The sequence below is a fragment of the Paenibacillus sp. 203 genome, assembly GCF_037027525.1.
Classification (GTDB): domain Bacteria; phylum Bacillota; class Bacilli; order Paenibacillales; family Paenibacillaceae; genus Paenibacillus; species Paenibacillus polymyxa_B.
The window spans coordinates 44461-60013 of the sequence record NZ_JAXCHD010000015.1 but is presented as its reverse complement, the minus strand read 5'-3'; the positions used below and the strand labels follow the sequence as shown (position 1 = coordinate 60013).

The 15553-nt window shown below is 44.3% G+C and carries 30 protein-coding genes; 29 read left to right on the top strand and 1 reads right to left on the bottom strand.

What is annotated here, in order from left to right; all coding sequences use genetic code 11:
• Window positions 1–56 precede the first annotated feature (56 nt).
• The 29 genes from rpsS to rpsI all read left to right on the top strand — a co-directional run bounded on the left by rpsS (window position 57) and on the right by rpsI (window position 14253).
• Window positions 57–335 carry a 30S ribosomal protein S19 gene (gene rpsS, locus WA407_RS23885; RefSeq protein WP_007432579.1) on the top strand — a complete coding sequence of 93 codons (279 nt, stop codon included), beginning with the start codon at window positions 57–59 and terminating at the stop codon, window positions 333–335.
• A 36-nt stretch (window positions 336–371) separates the two neighbouring features.
• Window positions 372–704, top strand: a complete 333-nt coding sequence (gene rplV / locus WA407_RS23880) for a 50S ribosomal protein L22 (RefSeq protein ID WP_013312157.1) — start codon at window positions 372–374, stop codon at window positions 702–704.
• Between the two features lie 13 nt (window positions 705–717).
• Window positions 718–1383: a 30S ribosomal protein S3 gene (gene rpsC / locus WA407_RS23875; protein ID WP_013312156.1), complete on the top strand. Its 666-nt coding sequence runs from the start codon at window positions 718–720 to the stop codon at window positions 1381–1383.
• Window positions 1384–1385: 2 nt separating this feature from the next.
• Window positions 1386–1820, top strand: coding sequence for a 50S ribosomal protein L16 (gene rplP / locus WA407_RS23870; protein WP_007432576.1), 435 nt, complete (start codon window positions 1386–1388; stop codon window positions 1818–1820).
• The gene (gene rpmC, locus WA407_RS23865) at window positions 1810–2007 is read left to right on the top strand and encodes a 50S ribosomal protein L29 (RefSeq protein WP_007432575.1); all 198 of its coding nucleotides are present in this window, start codon (window positions 1810–1812) and stop codon (window positions 2005–2007) included. The genes rplP and rpmC overlap by 11 nt, the downstream gene beginning before the upstream one ends.
• 50 nt (window positions 2008–2057) lie before the next feature.
• Window positions 2058–2321, top strand: coding sequence for a 30S ribosomal protein S17 (rpsQ, locus tag WA407_RS23860; protein WP_007432574.1), 264 nt, complete (start codon window positions 2058–2060; stop codon window positions 2319–2321).
• A gap of 34 nt (window positions 2322–2355) precedes the next feature.
• On the top strand, window positions 2356–2724 hold the full coding sequence (rplN, locus tag WA407_RS23855) for a 50S ribosomal protein L14 (RefSeq protein ID WP_007432573.1): 369 nt from the start codon (window positions 2356–2358) through the stop codon (window positions 2722–2724).
• Between the two features lie 36 nt (window positions 2725–2760).
• A complete protein-coding gene (gene rplX, locus WA407_RS23850) occupies window positions 2761–3114 on the top strand; it encodes a 50S ribosomal protein L24 (RefSeq protein ID WP_013312155.1) in 354 nt (117 codons plus the stop codon).
• 31 nt (window positions 3115–3145) lie between these two features.
• Window positions 3146–3691 carry a 50S ribosomal protein L5 gene (gene rplE / locus WA407_RS23845; RefSeq protein ID WP_254330775.1) on the top strand — a complete coding sequence of 182 codons (546 nt, stop codon included), beginning with the start codon at window positions 3146–3148 and terminating at the stop codon, window positions 3689–3691.
• A gap of 76 nt (window positions 3692–3767) precedes the next feature.
• Window positions 3768–3953 (top strand): type Z 30S ribosomal protein S14, encoded by a 186-nt coding sequence (locus WA407_RS23840; protein WP_010348808.1) that lies wholly within the window; start codon window positions 3768–3770, stop codon window positions 3951–3953.
• A gap of 32 nt (window positions 3954–3985) precedes the next feature.
• Window positions 3986–4384: a 30S ribosomal protein S8 gene (rpsH, locus tag WA407_RS23835; protein WP_007432570.1), complete on the top strand. Its 399-nt coding sequence runs from the start codon at window positions 3986–3988 to the stop codon at window positions 4382–4384.
• A 33-nt stretch (window positions 4385–4417) separates the two neighbouring features.
• Window positions 4418–4960, top strand: coding sequence for a 50S ribosomal protein L6 (gene rplF, locus WA407_RS23830; protein ID WP_013312152.1), 543 nt, complete (start codon window positions 4418–4420; stop codon window positions 4958–4960).
• 115 nt (window positions 4961–5075) lie between these two features.
• Complete coding sequence (gene rplR, locus WA407_RS23825) at window positions 5076–5444, top strand: 50S ribosomal protein L18 (protein ID WP_007432568.1); 369 nt, start codon at window positions 5076–5078, stop codon at window positions 5442–5444.
• A gap of 27 nt (window positions 5445–5471) precedes the next feature.
• Window positions 5472–5969, top strand: coding sequence for a 30S ribosomal protein S5 (rpsE, locus tag WA407_RS23820; protein WP_013312151.1), 498 nt, complete (start codon window positions 5472–5474; stop codon window positions 5967–5969).
• A gap of 12 nt (window positions 5970–5981) precedes the next feature.
• Window positions 5982–6167, top strand: a complete 186-nt coding sequence (gene rpmD, locus WA407_RS23815; RefSeq protein WP_013312150.1) for a 50S ribosomal protein L30 — start codon at window positions 5982–5984, stop codon at window positions 6165–6167.
• A gap of 43 nt (window positions 6168–6210) precedes the next feature.
• On the top strand, window positions 6211–6651 hold the full coding sequence (gene rplO, locus WA407_RS23810) for a 50S ribosomal protein L15 (RefSeq protein WP_013312149.1): 441 nt from the start codon (window positions 6211–6213) through the stop codon (window positions 6649–6651).
• Entirely contained in the window at window positions 6651–7949 is a 1299-nt protein-coding gene (gene secY, locus WA407_RS23805; RefSeq protein WP_061831397.1) for a preprotein translocase subunit SecY, read from the top strand. The genes rplO and secY overlap by 1 nt, the downstream gene beginning before the upstream one ends.
• A 90-nt stretch (window positions 7950–8039) precedes the next feature.
• Window positions 8040–8684, top strand: a complete 645-nt coding sequence (locus WA407_RS23800; protein ID WP_336078565.1) for an adenylate kinase — start codon at window positions 8040–8042, stop codon at window positions 8682–8684.
• A gap of 5 nt (window positions 8685–8689) precedes the next feature.
• The gene (locus WA407_RS23795) at window positions 8690–9229 is read left to right on the top strand and encodes a M24 family metallopeptidase (protein WP_061831399.1); all 540 of its coding nucleotides are present in this window, start codon (window positions 8690–8692) and stop codon (window positions 9227–9229) included.
• A 9-nt stretch (window positions 9230–9238) separates the two neighbouring features.
• Window positions 9239–9547: a KOW domain-containing RNA-binding protein gene (locus WA407_RS23790; RefSeq protein WP_336078564.1), complete on the top strand. Its 309-nt coding sequence runs from the start codon at window positions 9239–9241 to the stop codon at window positions 9545–9547.
• A gap of 2 nt (window positions 9548–9549) precedes the next feature.
• Window positions 9550–9765, top strand: coding sequence for a translation initiation factor IF-1 (infA, locus tag WA407_RS23785; RefSeq protein ID WP_006212898.1), 216 nt, complete (start codon window positions 9550–9552; stop codon window positions 9763–9765).
• A 118-nt stretch (window positions 9766–9883) separates the two neighbouring features.
• Window positions 9884–9997, top strand: coding sequence for a 50S ribosomal protein L36 (gene rpmJ / locus WA407_RS23780; RefSeq protein WP_003333770.1), 114 nt, complete (start codon window positions 9884–9886; stop codon window positions 9995–9997).
• A gap of 21 nt (window positions 9998–10018) precedes the next feature.
• Window positions 10019–10387 (top strand): 30S ribosomal protein S13, encoded by a 369-nt coding sequence (gene rpsM / locus WA407_RS23775; protein WP_007432560.1) that lies wholly within the window; start codon window positions 10019–10021, stop codon window positions 10385–10387.
• Window positions 10388–10406: 19 nt separating this feature from the next.
• Window positions 10407–10802: a 30S ribosomal protein S11 gene (gene rpsK / locus WA407_RS23770; RefSeq protein WP_013312144.1), complete on the top strand. Its 396-nt coding sequence runs from the start codon at window positions 10407–10409 to the stop codon at window positions 10800–10802.
• Window positions 10803–10937: 135 nt separating this feature from the next.
• Window positions 10938–11882, top strand: coding sequence for a DNA-directed RNA polymerase subunit alpha (locus WA407_RS23765; RefSeq protein ID WP_007432558.1), 945 nt, complete (start codon window positions 10938–10940; stop codon window positions 11880–11882).
• 34 nt (window positions 11883–11916) lie between these two features.
• Window positions 11917–12282 carry a 50S ribosomal protein L17 gene (gene rplQ, locus WA407_RS23760; protein ID WP_013312143.1) on the top strand — a complete coding sequence of 122 codons (366 nt, stop codon included), beginning with the start codon at window positions 11917–11919 and terminating at the stop codon, window positions 12280–12282.
• 151 nt (window positions 12283–12433) lie between these two features.
• Window positions 12434–13219 (top strand): tRNA pseudouridine(38-40) synthase TruA, encoded by a 786-nt coding sequence (gene truA, locus WA407_RS23755; RefSeq protein ID WP_061831400.1) that lies wholly within the window; start codon window positions 12434–12436, stop codon window positions 13217–13219.
• A gap of 183 nt (window positions 13220–13402) precedes the next feature.
• Window positions 13403–13840: a 50S ribosomal protein L13 gene (gene rplM / locus WA407_RS23750; protein ID WP_013312141.1), complete on the top strand. Its 438-nt coding sequence runs from the start codon at window positions 13403–13405 to the stop codon at window positions 13838–13840.
• A gap of 20 nt (window positions 13841–13860) precedes the next feature.
• On the top strand, window positions 13861–14253 hold the full coding sequence (rpsI, locus tag WA407_RS23745; RefSeq protein WP_013312140.1) for a 30S ribosomal protein S9: 393 nt from the start codon (window positions 13861–13863) through the stop codon (window positions 14251–14253).
• Window positions 14254–14353: 100 nt separating this feature from the next.
• Here the strand turns inward: rpsI and WA407_RS23740 are convergent, their stop codons facing one another.
• Window positions 14354–15550: a site-specific integrase gene (locus WA407_RS23740; protein ID WP_336078563.1), complete on the bottom strand. Its 1197-nt coding sequence runs from the start codon at window positions 15548–15550 to the stop codon at window positions 14354–14356.
• Window positions 15551–15553: the final 3 nt, after the last annotated feature.

Here is a 15553-nt window from a genome sequence, read left to right as displayed (position 1 = left end):
GTCGCACGTTAACATATTAAAGAACGACTACGTTTTAACGAAGGGAGGATTCATAAATGGGTCGCAGTCTCAAAAAAGGACCATTCATTGATGGTTACCTGTTGAAAAAAGTAGAGGTTTTGAATGAGTCGGACAAAAAAGTGGTAATCAAAACTTGGTCCCGTCGCTCTACGATTTTCCCACAATTTATCGGACATACGTTTGGTGTATATGATGGTCGTAAACACGTGCCAGTATACGTAACGGAAGATATGGTCGGACACAAATTGGGCGAATTTGCTCCAACACGTACCTACAAAGGCCATACGGATGACGATAAGAAAACAAGAAGATAATCAACACAGCGTAGTGTTTGAGAGGAGGTAAACTCAATGGAAGCAAAAGCACATGCTAAGTCCGTACGGATTTCTGCTCGCAAAGTGAAACTTGTTATCGATTTGATTCGCGGTAAGCAGGTTGGTGAGGCGATCGCAATTCTTCGTCACACTCCAAAGTCCGCTTCTCCAGTCGTTGAGAAATTGTTGAATTCTGCGATTGCAAATGCAGATCACAACTACTCTTTGGACGTAAATAAATTGGTAGTATCTCAGGTTTTTGTAAACCAAGGTCCTACAATGAAACGATTCCGCCCGCGTGCAATGGGTCGTGCAAGTCGCATCAACAAACGCACCAGTCATATTACTCTGGTGGTATCTGAAAAATAAGGAGGGAAAACGTGTGGGCCAAAAGGTAAATCCCGTCGGACTCCGAATCGGTATTATCCGTGATTGGGAATCCAAATGGTATGCAGGCAAAGATTTCGGTGATCTTTTGCTGGAAGACGTTAGAATTCGTGAACATCTGAAAAAAAGATTGAAAGACTCCGCTGTATCCCGTGTTGAAATCGAGAGAGCAGCTAACCGTGTCAACGTAACGATTCACACTGCGAAACCAGGTATGGTTATCGGTAAGGGTGGTTCCGAAGTTGAAAATCTGCGTAATGAAATTACTAAAATCGCAGGCGGTAAAAAGGTACACATCAATATTTCTGAAATTAAAAATCCTGAACTGGATGCAATTCTGGTTGCTGAAAGCATTGCACAACAATTGGAACGTCGTGTTTCTTTCCGTCGTGCTTTGAAACAAGCAATTCAAAGAACTATGCGTTCCGGAGCAAAAGGAATTAAAACTCAAGTAGGCGGACGTCTTGGCGGTGCCGAAATCGCTCGTTCCGAAGGGTACAGCGAAGGAACTGTTCCACTGCATACGCTTCGTGCCGACATTGACTATGGTACAGCGGAAGCTCATACTACTTACGGTCGTCTTGGCGTAAAAGTATGGATCTATCGTGGAGAGGTTCTTCCTCCAGCTAAGAAACAAGCTCCTCAGGAAGGAGGCAACTAATCATGTTGGTACCAAAACGCGTAAAACATCGTAAACAACAACGTGGTCATATGAAGGGTCGTGCAAAAGGCGGTACTACACTGAACTTTGGTGAGTACGGTTTGCAAGCTACTGAACCTGCATGGATTACTAACCGTCAAATCGAAGCTGCTCGTATTGCGATGACTCGTTACATCAAACGTGGTGGTAAGGTTTGGATTAAAATTTTCCCTGACAAACCTATTACTCAGAAGCCTCTTGAGGTTCGTATGGGTAGTGGTAAAGGTAACGTAGAAAAATGGGTTGCAGTAGTGAAACCAGGCAAGATTATGTTCGAACTTGCTGGTGTTCCGGAAGAGATTGCTCGTGAAGCAATGCGTCTTGCCGCTCACAAACTGCCAATCAAAACTAAGTTTGTGAAACGTGAAGAATTGGGTGGTGAAGCAAATGAAGGCTAGTGAATTCCGCAACCTAACCACTGCTGAAATCGAACAAAAGATCTCCGGTTTTAAAGAAGAACTTTTCAACCTTCGTTTTCAACTCGCTACCGGTCAGCTTGATAACCCGACTCGGATCGGCGCTGTGCGTAAGGAAATTGCTCGTGCTAAAACTGTGATCCGTGAAAGAGAACTTGGGATTAGCTAAGATATCAGACCGGGTGGAAAATCCGCCTGTAATTAGGAAGGAGGCCAACAATGAGCGAACGTAATGCCCGTAAAGTATTAGTCGGTAAAGTAGTCAGCGACAAAATGGATAAAACGATTGTGATTGCTGTAGAAACTTACAAAAAACATGATCTCTACCATAAACGCATTAAAGTAACTAAGAAATTCAAAGCTCATGATGAAAACAACACCGCACAAATTGGTGATACTGTTAAAATCATGGAAACTCGCCCTTTGTCCAAAGACAAAAACTGGAGACTGGTCGAAATCGTTGAAAAAGCTGTTATAATCTAATGTAGTGTAGTTTTTCCGAAAGGAGGATAAATAAATGATTCAACCATTTACACGTTTGACTGTAGCTGACAATTCCGGCGCGAAGGAACTGATGTGTATCCGTGTGCTCGGTGGTACGGGACGTCGTACAGCTCAAATTGGTGACCTGATCGTTTGTTCCGTAAAACAAGCAACACCAGGCGGCGTTGTCAAAAAGGGTGATGTAGTAAGAGCGGTTGTTGTTCGTACTAAACGTTCTATCCGCCGTAAAGACGGTTCCTACATCGGATTTGACGAAAACGCAGCAGTGGTCGTTAAAGAAGACAAGAGCCCACGTGGTACTCGTATTTTCGGACCAGTTGCTCGCGAACTTCGTGACAAGGACTTCATGAAAATCGTTTCCTTGGCTCCGGAAGTGATCTAAACTCACCTTAAAATGTGCCCGTAGGAGGTGTACGAAATGCCAAAAGTGAAAAAAGTTCTGGAATCCCATAACAACAAGCTGCACGTCAAAAAAGACGACACTGTTCTGGTGATTACAGGTAAAGATAAAGGTAAAAAAGGTCGCGTTATCGCTGCTTACCCTCGTCAAAACCGTGTGCTTGTGGAAGGTGTTAACATGATTAAAAAACACCAAAAGCCTAATCAGCTGAATCCACAAGGCGGCATCATCGAGAAAGAAGCTCCGATTCACGTTTCCAACGTTATGCACATTGATCCGAAGAGCGGAAAAGTAACTCGTGTTGGTTACAAAGTTTTGGACAACGGAAAAAAAGTGCGCATTGCAAAACGTTCTGGCGAAGTGATCGACTAATTATTTTTTGAAGAAAGGAGGTATATGATTCATGGCTACAATAAGAATGAAAGAACGTTTCTTGAAAGAAATCACTCCTGCTTTGATGCAGAAGTTCAACTATACAACAGTGATGCAAGTGCCTAAAATCGAGAAAGTTGTAATCAACATGGGTGTTGGCGACGCAGTCCAAAACTCCAAAGTGCTTGATTCAGCTCTCAACGACATGCAGCTGATCGCTGGTCAAAAACCAGTAATCACTCGCGCAAAAAAATCTATTGCAGGTTTTAAATTGCGTGAAAACATGCCGATCGGTGTAAAGGTAACACTTCGTGGCGAGCGTATGTATTATTTCTTGGACAAATTGTTCAACATTACTCTTCCTCGCGTACGTGACTTCCATGGTGTATCGACAAAAGCTTTTGACGGACGTGGTAACTACACGCTTGGTCTGAAAGAACAGTTGATCTTCCCGGAAATCGAGTATGATCAAGTTGATAAAGTTCGTGGTATGGACATCGTTATCGTAACGACTGCCAAAACTGACGAAGAGTCCCGTGAGCTTCTGACTCAGCTGGGCATGCCTTTCGCAAAATAATGTTGGCATAACGTTTCGGGCGTCTGATTTTAAAGACACCCTGTTCTCCGAAACTATTTAGGAGGTGTCAGGCTAAGTGGCAAAAACTTCAATGAAAGTCAAACAACAACGCGCACCAAAGTTTAAAGTTCGTGCTTACACTCGTTGCGAGCGTTGTGGTCGTCCACATTCGGTACTGCAAAAGTTTAAGATCTGCAGAATTTGCTTCCGTGAATTAGCTTATAAAGGCCAGATTCCTGGCGTGAAAAAAGCAAGCTGGTAAAAAGTCCTGTTTGGGAAGGAGGTTTATACACAATGACTATGTCTGATCCAATTGCAGATATGCTTACTCGTATTCGTAACGCGAACACAGTTCGTCACGAAACAGTAGAAATGCCTGCATCTACAATGAAAAAACAAATCGCCGACATCCTGAAACGTGAAGGATTCATTCGTGATGCGGAATTTGTTGAAGATAGCAAACAAGGGATCATCCGTATTTTCTTGAAATACGGTGCGAACAACGAGCGTGTTATTACAGGTTTGAAAAGAATCAGTAAACCAGGTCTTCGCGTTTACACGAAGAGCAATGAGATTCCACGCGTACTGGGTGGACTCGGGATCGCAATCATTTCAACATCCAAAGGTATCATGACTGACAAAGAAGCGCGTCAGTCCAAAGCCGGCGGAGAAGTTGTTTGCTACGTTTGGTAAGATAACGTTTAAAAGATAGGAGGTGCAACAGATATGTCCCGTATTGGTCGTAAACCAATCACAGTACCAAGTGGTGTTGACGTGACTTTGAACAACACAGCAATCACAGTTAAAGGTCCTAAAGGAACATTGACTCGTGAGCTTCATAAAGACATGTCCGTTACTGTGGAAAACAATGAAATTAATGTAGTTCGTCCTTCGGACAACAAACTTCACCGCTCTTTGCATGGAACAACCCGCAGCGTTGTCAACAACATGGTAAGTGGTGTAACTGAAGGGTTTTCAAAATCTCTGGAGCTGGTTGGGGTCGGATATCGTGCAAGCAAATCCGGAGATAAAATCGTTCTGAACGTTGGATACTCTCACCCGGTTGAAATCACACCGGAAGCGGGCATCGAATTCGAAGTTCCTTCGAACACTAAAATCATCGTTCGCGGAATTGATAAAGAGCGTGTAGGTGCCTACGCTGCTAAAATTCGTTCCGTTCGTGAACCTGAACCGTACAAAGGTAAAGGGATTAAATACGAAGGCGAGCGCATCATTCGTAAAGAAGGTAAAGCCGGTAAGAAGAAATAAGTTTCTTACCGACTTTGTGCGGTCTTTCTGCTGGAAAGACTTCGTACTTCTTTTTTATCCAGTGCGTCTTAGTATAAAGTTTTAAAAGGCAAACTGAAGGGAGTGAAAACTTGAGATGATTACAAAACAAGATAAAAATAAAGCACGTGTCAGAAGACATCTGCGTGTACGTAAGAAAATCGAAGGTACGGCTGTACGTCCTCGTTTGAACGTGTTCCGTTCTTCCAAGCATATCTACGCACAACTGATTGATGATGTAGCTGGTGTAACATTGGTATCTGCATCCACTATGGATAAAGAACTGAGCAGCGAAATCAAAAACGGCGGTAGTGTAGAAGCAGCTCGTAAAGTTGGCGAACTCGTTGCTAAACGTGCGAAAGAAAAAGGTCATGCTAACATCGTATTTGACCGTGGTGGATACTTGTATCATGGACGGATTCAAGCTTTGGCTGATGCAGCTCGCGAAGCAGGCCTTGAATTCTAAGACATTTCTCAAAAGGAGGTTAACGACTTGCGTGTAGATCCGAATACTTTGGAACTGACTGAAAGAGTAGTAAATATTAATCGTGTAGCTAAAGTTGTCAAAGGCGGACGCCGTTTCAGCTTCAGTGCTCTGGTAGTAGTGGGCGACGGCAACGGCTGGGTAGGCGCTGGAATCGGTAAAGCTGGCGAAGTACCTGATGCAATTCGCAAAGGTATTGAAGATGCTAAGAAAAACCTGGTTCACGTTCCACTCGTAGGAACAACAATTCCTCACCTTGTTACAGGTAAGTTCGGTGCTGGCCGGGTTCTGTTGAAACCGGCATCGGAAGGTACTGGAGTTATCGCTGGTGGTCCGGTTCGTGCTGTACTGGAACTTGCTGGTGTAGGTGATATCTTGACAAAATCTTTGGGTTCTTCGAATTCCATGAATATGGTCAATGCGACTTTGGAAGGTTTGTCCCGCTTGAAACGCGCTGAAGAAGTTGCAAAATTGCGCGGCAAATCCATCGAAGAGCTGCTGGGCTAAGGAGGGAATATCATGGCGAAATTAGAAATTACCCTCGTTCGTTCGTTGATCGGCCGTCCTGGTAATCAGAGAACGACTGTTAAAACGCTCGGCTTGCGTAAAATCAACCATAAAGTAGTTCAACCCGACAATGCAGCTATTCGCGGGATGATTAATCAAGTTAGCCATTTGGTTTCTGTTAAAGAAATTGAGGCTTAAGAAATAAAGTATTTTAACAATAATCAAGGAGGTGCAACGAACGATGAAGTTACATGAGCTTTCCCCAGCTCCAGGCTCCCGCAAAGAACGTAAACGTTTGGGTCGTGGTCCTAGTAGCGGTACGGGTAAAACTTCTGGTCGTGGTCATAAAGGTCAAAACGCTCGTTCCGGCGGTGGTGTACGTCCGGGCTTCGAGGGTGGTCAAAACCCACTGTATCGTCGCTTGCCTAAACGCGGTTTCGTAAATCCTACTCGTAAAGAGTATGCGGTTTTGAATATCGAAGATTTGAACAGTTTTGCAGCGGGTACAGAAGTAAGCCCTGAGTTTTTGCTGAACAATGGCATTGTGAAAAACGCCAAATCCGGAATTAAAATTCTGGGTAACGGTGAAATCACTGTGAAGTTGACAGTTAAAGCGAACAAGTTCTCTCAATCTGCGGTAGAGAAAATTGAAGCTGCCGGCGGTAAAACCGAGGTGATCTAATGTTCAAGACCCTGAAAAATATATGGCGGGTTGAGGATCTTAGAACCCGAATCCTGTTTACCCTGTTTATACTCTTTGTATATCGTATTGGCTCCTTCGTGCCGGTTCCCGGCGTGAATAAGCAAGTCTTTACTTCTCAGGATCAGGCAGGAAGCGAGTTGTTTGGACTCCTTAACACCTTCTCAGGGGGCGCATTGTATCAGTTTTCGATCTTCGCTCTCGGGATTATGCCATATATTACAGCGTCCATCATTGTACAGTTGCTGTCAATGGACGTGATTCCGAAACTTGCGGAATGGGCTAAACAAGGAGAGCATGGTAAAAAGAAGTTGGCTCAAATTACGCGTTATGGTACGGTAATACTTGGCCTGATTCAAGCATTCGGAACGTCGATTGGCTTTAATCGACTGTACGGTGCAGCGATGATTCCAGGAGCCACTTTTGCAGATTATCTGGTTATTGCCATTGTGCTTACAGCAGGAACTACGTTCCTTATGTGGCTCGGTGAGCAAATTACTGAAAAGGGAATCGGCAACGGTATCTCTATTGTTATCTTCGCAGGGATTGCGGCGGGTATTCCAAGACATATTCGGACGGTTGTAGAATCTCAGTTTATTCAGGCAGATCAGCTGTTTATGAATATTCTGAAGGCAATTATAATTGCCCTGGTGATTGTTCTGATTATTGTTGGTGTTATCTACATCCAGCAAGGTATTCGGAAAATCCCGGTACAATACGCGAAACGTGTAGTTGGCAACAAAATGTACGGTGGCCAGAATACGCATATTCCGATGAAAATTAATGCGGCAGGCGTTATTCCGGTAATCTTTGCGGTATCATTGCTGCAATTCCCGACAATTATTGCGAGTTTCTGGGCAGATCATGCTTGGGCTAAGTGGATTACCACTTACTTGTACTATGACAAGCCGCTGGGCATGGTTTTGTATGTCGTAATGATTATCGGTTTCACATTCTTCTATACCTTTGTACAGATGAATCCGCAGCAAATGGCCGACAATATGAAGAAAAACGGCGGTTATATTCCGGGAATTCGCCCGGGTAAAGCCACGGAGAAATACTTGACACGAGTAATGTCACGTTTGACAATGACAGGAGCTTTGTTTCTGGCAGTCATATCCGTTTTGCCGGTATTCTTCGGTTCGCTTTCGGGCTTGCCTCGTTCCGTGCAAATTGGCGGTACTTCATTGCTCATCATCATTGGTGTAGCACTGGATACAATGAAGCAAATCGAAAGCCAACTGATCAAACGCCATTACAAAGGCTTCATCAACAAATAGGCAATAGGTACCGGCTTAGGATGTTCGCATGCTTACCGGCACCTTTTGTGCTGTTTCTTGTGTAGGGGTCGTCTTGAGGAGTGACAGATTGTGAATATTTTGATCATGGGCCCTCCGGGGGCTGGTAAAGGTACACAAGCAGATGTCATTGTGAAGGAATTCGGCATTCCTCATATCTCGACAGGTGATGCTTTTCGCCTAGCGATGAAACAGGGAACACTTATTGGCATTAAAGCTAAAGAATATATCGACAAGGGTGAACTTGTTCCGGATGACGTAACAATCGGTATCGTTGAAGAACGGCTACAACAGCCAGATTGCAAGAAAGGGTTCTTGCTGGACGGTTTTCCAAGAACTTTGGCTCAAGCTGAAGCCTTGGATCAAATTTTGGGTCGTTTGAATACGAAGCTAGATGACGTCATCAACTTGAAAGTGGATAGTGACAACTTGTTGGCACGAATCACAGGACGGCGGGTTTGTAAAAGCTGCGGAACTAGCTATCATATTGTCTTTAATCCTCCTAAGGTTGAAGGCATTTGCGATAAAGACGGTGGGGAACTCTATCAGCGTCCTGACGATAATGAAGATAGCGTAAGAACACGACTTGAAGAATATAGTAATAAAACAGCACCACTCCTCACGTTTTATGAGAACCAGAATCTTCTGCGTCATATTGACGGAGAACAGGATATTGATGTGGTTTCCCAAAATATCGTGTCCTTGTTGCGGGGTTAGCTGTAATGATCATTTGCAAGTCGGGGACGGAATCAAGCTTAATGAGGAAAGCTAAGAGAATAGATACGGAGACGGATCATCTCTTGGCAGGACACATCGAGCCCGGTATTACGACCGGTGAACTTGATCATTTAGCTGATCGGTATATTCGCAGTCAGGGAGCTGTGCCGTCTTTTAAAGGTTATAACGGTTTTCCTGCTAGCATTTGCGCTTCAGTCAACGAACAACTGGTGCACGGATTTCCCGGCAAACGCAAGTTAAACAAAGGCGATATCATCGCGAAAACTCGCCAGTTTACAATGTCGCATGCCATTCGGCAATATATTGAGAATCCAAACCGTGGTATTCCTGAGCAGGGGCCGAGGCTGAAAACCGGCATTGGGCTGGCTATTGAATCTATGATTCAGATAGGTTCTCACCATGTAGGGACGCTGGAAGACAACTGGACGGTCGTTACGATGAACGTAACCTCATGTGCTCATAACGAGCAAGCGGTGACGTGCGAAACGGGCGGCATGGACATTTTCACGAAACTGAGTGCGTAGGTGATTGGAATGATTCAGCAAGGAAACCTGCAAATCGGTCAGCTGGTGAAGATTCTGAAGGGCAGAGGTGCCGGACAGATTGCGGTTGTCGTTTCAGTAGCAGATAGCAGGTTTGTATATATTGCGGATGGGGATAAACGAAAGTTTGATCAAGCGAAGAAGAAAAATGTTCTTCATTTGGTGCCTCAGCCAAAGGTTAGTAGCGAGATTGTAAACAGTTTAAACGAAAGCGGTCGGGTGACGAACGGAAAGCTGCGCCATGCAGTGAAAACTTTCCTGGACTCGTCCGAATACCAAGCTGAAGAGAAAGGAGACTGACTTTGGCCAAAGAAGATGTCATTGAGGTTGAAGGTACGGTAATCGAGCCACTACCGAACGCTACGTTCAAGGTAGAGCTGGAGAACGGTCATCAAATTCTTGCTCATGTTTCCGGAAAGCTGCGGATGCACTTTATCCGTATTTTGACAGGCGACAAGGTGGTTGTACAGTTATCGCCTTACGATTTAACCAAAGGCCGTATAACGTACCGCAAGTAATTCATGCAGGTTTTTATTAAACGTATGTCATTTAAAAAAACTTGTTTTGCTCGGCAAAACGATGTGAATGTTCACGAAGCGAGTTTTACCAGGGTAAAGCTTGGAGGAGGTAATCAACATGAAGGTAAGACCTTCTGTAAAACCTATTTGCGAAAAATGCAAAGTCATTCGCCGCAAAGGGAATGTAATGGTTATTTGCGAAAATCCGAAACACAAACAAAAACAAGGTTAATAGAAGGGGGTGTAGCGTAAAATGGCTCGTATAGCTGGTGTGGATTTGCCACGTGACAAACGCGTTGAGATCGCCTTGACTTACATTTTCGGAATCGGTAAAACGACTTCTCAGAAAATCTTGAAGGAAACAGGCATCAGTGCAAACACGCGTGTTCGTGATTTGACTGAAGATGAAGTGAGCAAATTACGTGAAACGATCGACAAAGAAGTTAAAGTAGAAGGCGATCTGCGTCGTGAAATTTCCTTGAATATTAAACGTCTGACTGAGATTGGCTGCTACCGTGGTGTTCGTCACCGTCGTGGATTGCCTGTTCGCGGACAACGTACTAAAACTAATGCTCGTACCCGTAAAGGTCCTCGTCGGACTGTAGCGAACAAAAAGAAATAAGAAGGGAGGATAACATTCAATGGCTAAACCGAAAAAAGTTGTACGTACAAAACGCCGTGACCGTAAAAATATCGAGACTGGCGTGGCACACATCCGTTCCACGTTCAACAACACGATCGTTACGATCACAGATCCACACGGTAACGCAATCTCTTGGGCCAGCTCAGGCGGCATGGGATTCCGTGGTTCCCGTAAATCTACTCCATTCGCAGCACAAATGGCCGCAGAAACTGCTGCTAAAGCTGCTATGGAACACGGCATGAAAACTGTCGAAGTCATGGTTAAAGGACCTGGTGCAGGTCGCGAAGCAGCAATTCGCTCTTTGCAAGCTGCTGGTTTGGAAGTTAACCTGATTAAAGACGTAACTCCGGTACCTCATAACGGATGCCGTCCTCCAAAACGTCGTCGCGTCTAATGAGATTTCTCCTCTGCGTGTAGTATAGATCCGGCACAAACTGCCAAGAATGGATGTTTAGGTATACTGCATGATAGACTATGGATAAGGTGAATGTTTCATATAGGAGCGACGTTTTGAAGGAGGGATATTGCAGTGATAGAAATCGAAAAGCCGAAAATTGAGACGGTTGACGTCAATGATGATGGCACCTATGGAAAATTCGTAGTAGAACCGCTGGAACGCGGATACGGTACGACGTTGGGTAACTCGCTTCGCCGTATTCTGTTATCCTCGTTACCGGGGGCAGCAGTCACATCGGTTCAGATCGATGGGGTTCTGCACGAGTTTGCAACGGTTCCCGGTGTGAAGGAAGACGTAACGGAGATCATTCTGAACTTGAAAGCTTTATCGCTTAAAATCCACTCGGATGAAGAGAAAGTACTCGAAATCGATGCGGAAGGCGAAGGAGTTGTAACGGCAGGAGATATCCGTGCGGATAGTGATGTGGAAATTCTTAATCCGGATCTTCACATTGCTACGCTCGGACCGGGTTCGAGACTTCACATGCGTATTTTTGCCAATCGCGGTCGCGGTTACGTTAAGCAGGATCGGAACAAACGTGATGACCAGCCGATCGGCGTCATTCCCGTCGACTCCATCTACACTCCGATTGCACGCGTGAACTACGGCGTAGAAAATACGCGTGTCGGCCAGGTTACGAATTACGACAAGCTGACACTTGAGGTTTGGACTGACGGAAGTATTCGTCCCGAGGAAGCAGTGAGCCTTGGAGCCAAAATTTTGACCGAGCATGTGATGTTGTTCGTGGGTCTCACGGACGAGGCAAAAGATGCTGAAATTATGGTTGAAAAAGAAGAAGACAAGAAAGAAAAAGTTCTTGAAATGACGATCGAAGAGCTGGATCTCTCCGTCCGTTCCTATAACTGCCTTAAGCGCGCTGGTATCAATACGGTACAAGAACTCACGACTAAATCTGAAGAAGATATGATGAAGGTCCGTAACTTGGGTCGCAAATCTTTGGAAGAAGTACAAGAGAAGCTTGAGGAACTTGGTTTAGGACTTCGTACGGAAGAATAGTACAGCAACGTTTTTGTGAAGGAGGGGAAATTACATGGCATACCAAAAATTGGGCCGTAACTCCAGTGCCCGTAAAGCTTTGTTTCGTGATTTGGTAACCGATCTGTTCTTGTATGAGCGTATCCAAACTACTGAGGCTAAAGCGAAAGAAGTTCGTTCTATTGCTGAAAAACTGATCACCAAAGCGAAAAAAGGAGATCTGCACGCACGTCGTCAAGTGGCTGCGTTCGTTCGCCGTGAAACTTTGGATGGTGAGCAGGATGCAATCCAAAAGCTGTTTAGCGAATTGGCTACACGTTACACTGAGCGTCCAGGTGGATACACTCGTATCTTGAAATTGGGACCTCGTCGTGGCGACGCCGCTCCAATGGTATATCTGGAATTGGTTGACCGCGCGTAGACAGGCGAAGATGAGGGAAGGGTGGACAGAATCGGCTTGATTCTGAACAACCCTTTTTTTCTCTTGGAGGAGTCCTTGAGGGGCTTCTCCTTTGTTATGTTCGGTTATTCCTTGTAAGGCCAGAGACTACCCCTATAAAGGTGTGAGAAACATGCGGAACTTGTGCATGAAGGTGAACTATGACGGAACCCACTATGATGGCTTTCAGACGCAGCCTGACGGTAACACCATTCAGGACTGCCTTGAACATGCTATTTACTCATTGACGGGCGAGCGTCTTAAAATTACAGGCTCAGGCCGTACAGATGCAGGTGTACATGCATACGGGCAGGTATTCAATTTTCACACTGAATCGCCGATTCCGTTACAGCGCTGGTGTCTGGCACTTAATGCCTGGTTGCCTCGTGATATCATCGTTACGGATGCGAGAGAGGTGCCACTGTCCTTTCATGCACGCCGCATGGCGAAGCGGAAGACATATCGGTACAGCATTAATGCGAACCGGTTTCCGGACATCTTTCACCGTCGTACACAGGCCCATCATCCAACGAGACTGGATGTAAGAGCGATGGAGGAAGGGTTGGCTCATTTAGTGGGCACCTTTGACTATACTTCGTTCGCATCTCGACGTTCCCAAAAGACGAATCATGTTCGCACTATTTACGAAGCCTATATGACAGTAGACCATTCGTTTTCACGTCCGGGCTCGGATGATCAGGGAATTATCCATACTTATATTACAGGTAGCGGATTTTTACAGCACATGGTTCGGATTATTATGGGTACTTTGCTGGAAGTGGGAGAAGGCAAAAAATCGTCGGATGATATTCCTTCCATTTTGGAGGCGAAAAATCGTTCAAAGGCTGGACCTACGGCCGTTGGACACGCTTTAACACTCTGGAATGTAGAGTACGACGAAAACATCAAAAAACATTGATTTTACCCTTGCGGAATTGATGGTTATCCTGTAATATAAAAGTTGTGTTTTCTTAATGGCTTTCCCACAGCCCCAATTAAGATGATCACTTTAAATTAACATCTAATCCATCAATAATGCAGCAACTTAACGAACGAAGATAAATGATGATTTCTGTTAACGAACTTAAGGAGGATACTTTTCATGCGTACTACGTATATGGCGAAGCCAAATGAAGTTGAGCGCAACTGGCACATCATTGATGCCGAAGGCAAAACGCTCGGCCGTCTGGCAAGCGAAGCGGCTGCGTTGATTCGCGGCAAACACAAGCCACAATTTACACCACATGTGGACACAGGTGATTTTGTTGTTGTAATCAATGCGGAAAAAATCGTATTGACCGGTAAAAAAATGGAGAACAAGAAATACTACCGTCACTCCCTGCATCCGGGTGGTCTGAAAGTAACGGTTGCACAAGAAATGGTTAAGAACAAGCCTGAGCGCATGTTGGAATTGGCTGTTCACGGTATGCTTCCTAAAACTCGTCAAGGCGAGAAAATGAAGCTGAGACTTAAAGCATACAGAGGCACTGAGCATCCACATGCAGCACAAAAACCTGAAGTTTACGAACTTCGCGGATAATTAAAAGGGAGGACAGTTTCATGGCACAAGTACAATACTATGGGACAGGTCGTCGTAAACATTCGGTAGCTCGTGTTCGTCTCGTACCGGGTGAAGGACGCATTGTCATCAATAAGCGTGATATTAATGAATATTTTGGTTTGGAAACTCTCAAACTGATCGTAAAACAACCACTGAACCTGACAGAAACAGTTGGCAGCTATGACGTACTCGTTATTGCTCATGGTGGTGGTATCTCTGGTCAAGCCGGCGCAATTCGCCACGGTATTTCCCGTGCTCTGTTGAAAGCAGATCCGGAATTCCGTCCAGCTTTGAAAAAAGCAGGCTTCTTGACTCGTGACCCACGTATGAAAGAACGTAAAAAATACGGCCTCAAAGCTGCTCGTCGTGCACCACAGTTCTCGAAACGTTAATATCCCTTGTGTATCAAGGAATTTCAGCCCTTGGCCTTCATTGGTCAGGGGCTTTAATTTTGAGCTAAAAAGTGCCGTGACCATATTTTGACCATTTTTATTATTCTTGATCACTCGTGACCACTTCTGAACCAGTGATTGGAGGATCAAATTCCATGAATTTTTCAAACCGATCAGCGGTTTTTTCTTTAACTGCTTTTGTTACATGCGTGTAAATGTTCATAGTCATTTTAATATCTGAATGTCCAAGGCGTTCCTGAACTTCTTTAATGCTGGCCCCAGCTTCAAATAAAAGTGATGCATGGGTATGTCTTAAGCCATGTACGGTTATTTTGTGTAAGTTGTTAGAGCGAATGATTTCATTCAATTTATCGTTTGGATAGGCCAAGCGAATTGGTGTTCCATCCTCACGTGTAAAAACCATTCTGTCATCGTTAGGACCTATTGGCTGCACAATGCCTCTGCTTTGCTCTGTACGGTGTTTTTTTAGTAAGGCAAGGGTTGTATCGTCTAAACTAAGAACACGTCTGGAGGCAGGCGTTTTGGAGGTCAAAGGCGTGAAAGTTTTTTTATCAAAAAACAATGTCTTATCAAAATTAATTATATTTTCTCTAAAATCAATATCGTTCCAACGTAATGCAAGAACTTCTCCTTTTCTCGCCCCGGTATAAATTAATAGGTGGAACATCAAGTGATCACGGTAGCTACATGCTTGCTTAGTTATTCCAAGGAATTTTTTTATTTCGTGTTTTTCCCAATAATTTCTCATTTTCTTTCCCTCCGCTAAATGATCACTTTCTTTTTTTGGAATGATAACGCCTTTCATCGGATTGCTTTTACTTATGTCCATCAGAACTGCAAATTCGAAAACTTGATTGGCATACATCTTCATGTTTTCTACAGATTTTATTTTTTTGGCTATTTTATTAATCACTTCTTGGCAATACGAACGGGTTATATCGTTTATTTTTACATTACCGAAGTGAGGCAGAATCTGACTTTTGAATTTTGAACGAACCGCCTTCCTGGTTGGTGGCTTGAAAGTGGGGGAGTTTGTTTCGTACCACTGCTCATAAACCTCTTCAAAAGTAATTGTCTTATCCTGTTTAATGAACGTACCATCAGCTACTTCCTTTTCAGTTTGAGCTGCGTCTAACTTTGCTTCTGCTTTAGTTTTAAAACCACGTTTGGTGGACGGTTTTTTCTTCCCCGTTACTGGATTAATTTCACCAGTATAATATTTATACAGCCACATAGTTCCGTCTTTCTTTGTTGTGTACTTCTGAAAGCTTGCCATAAT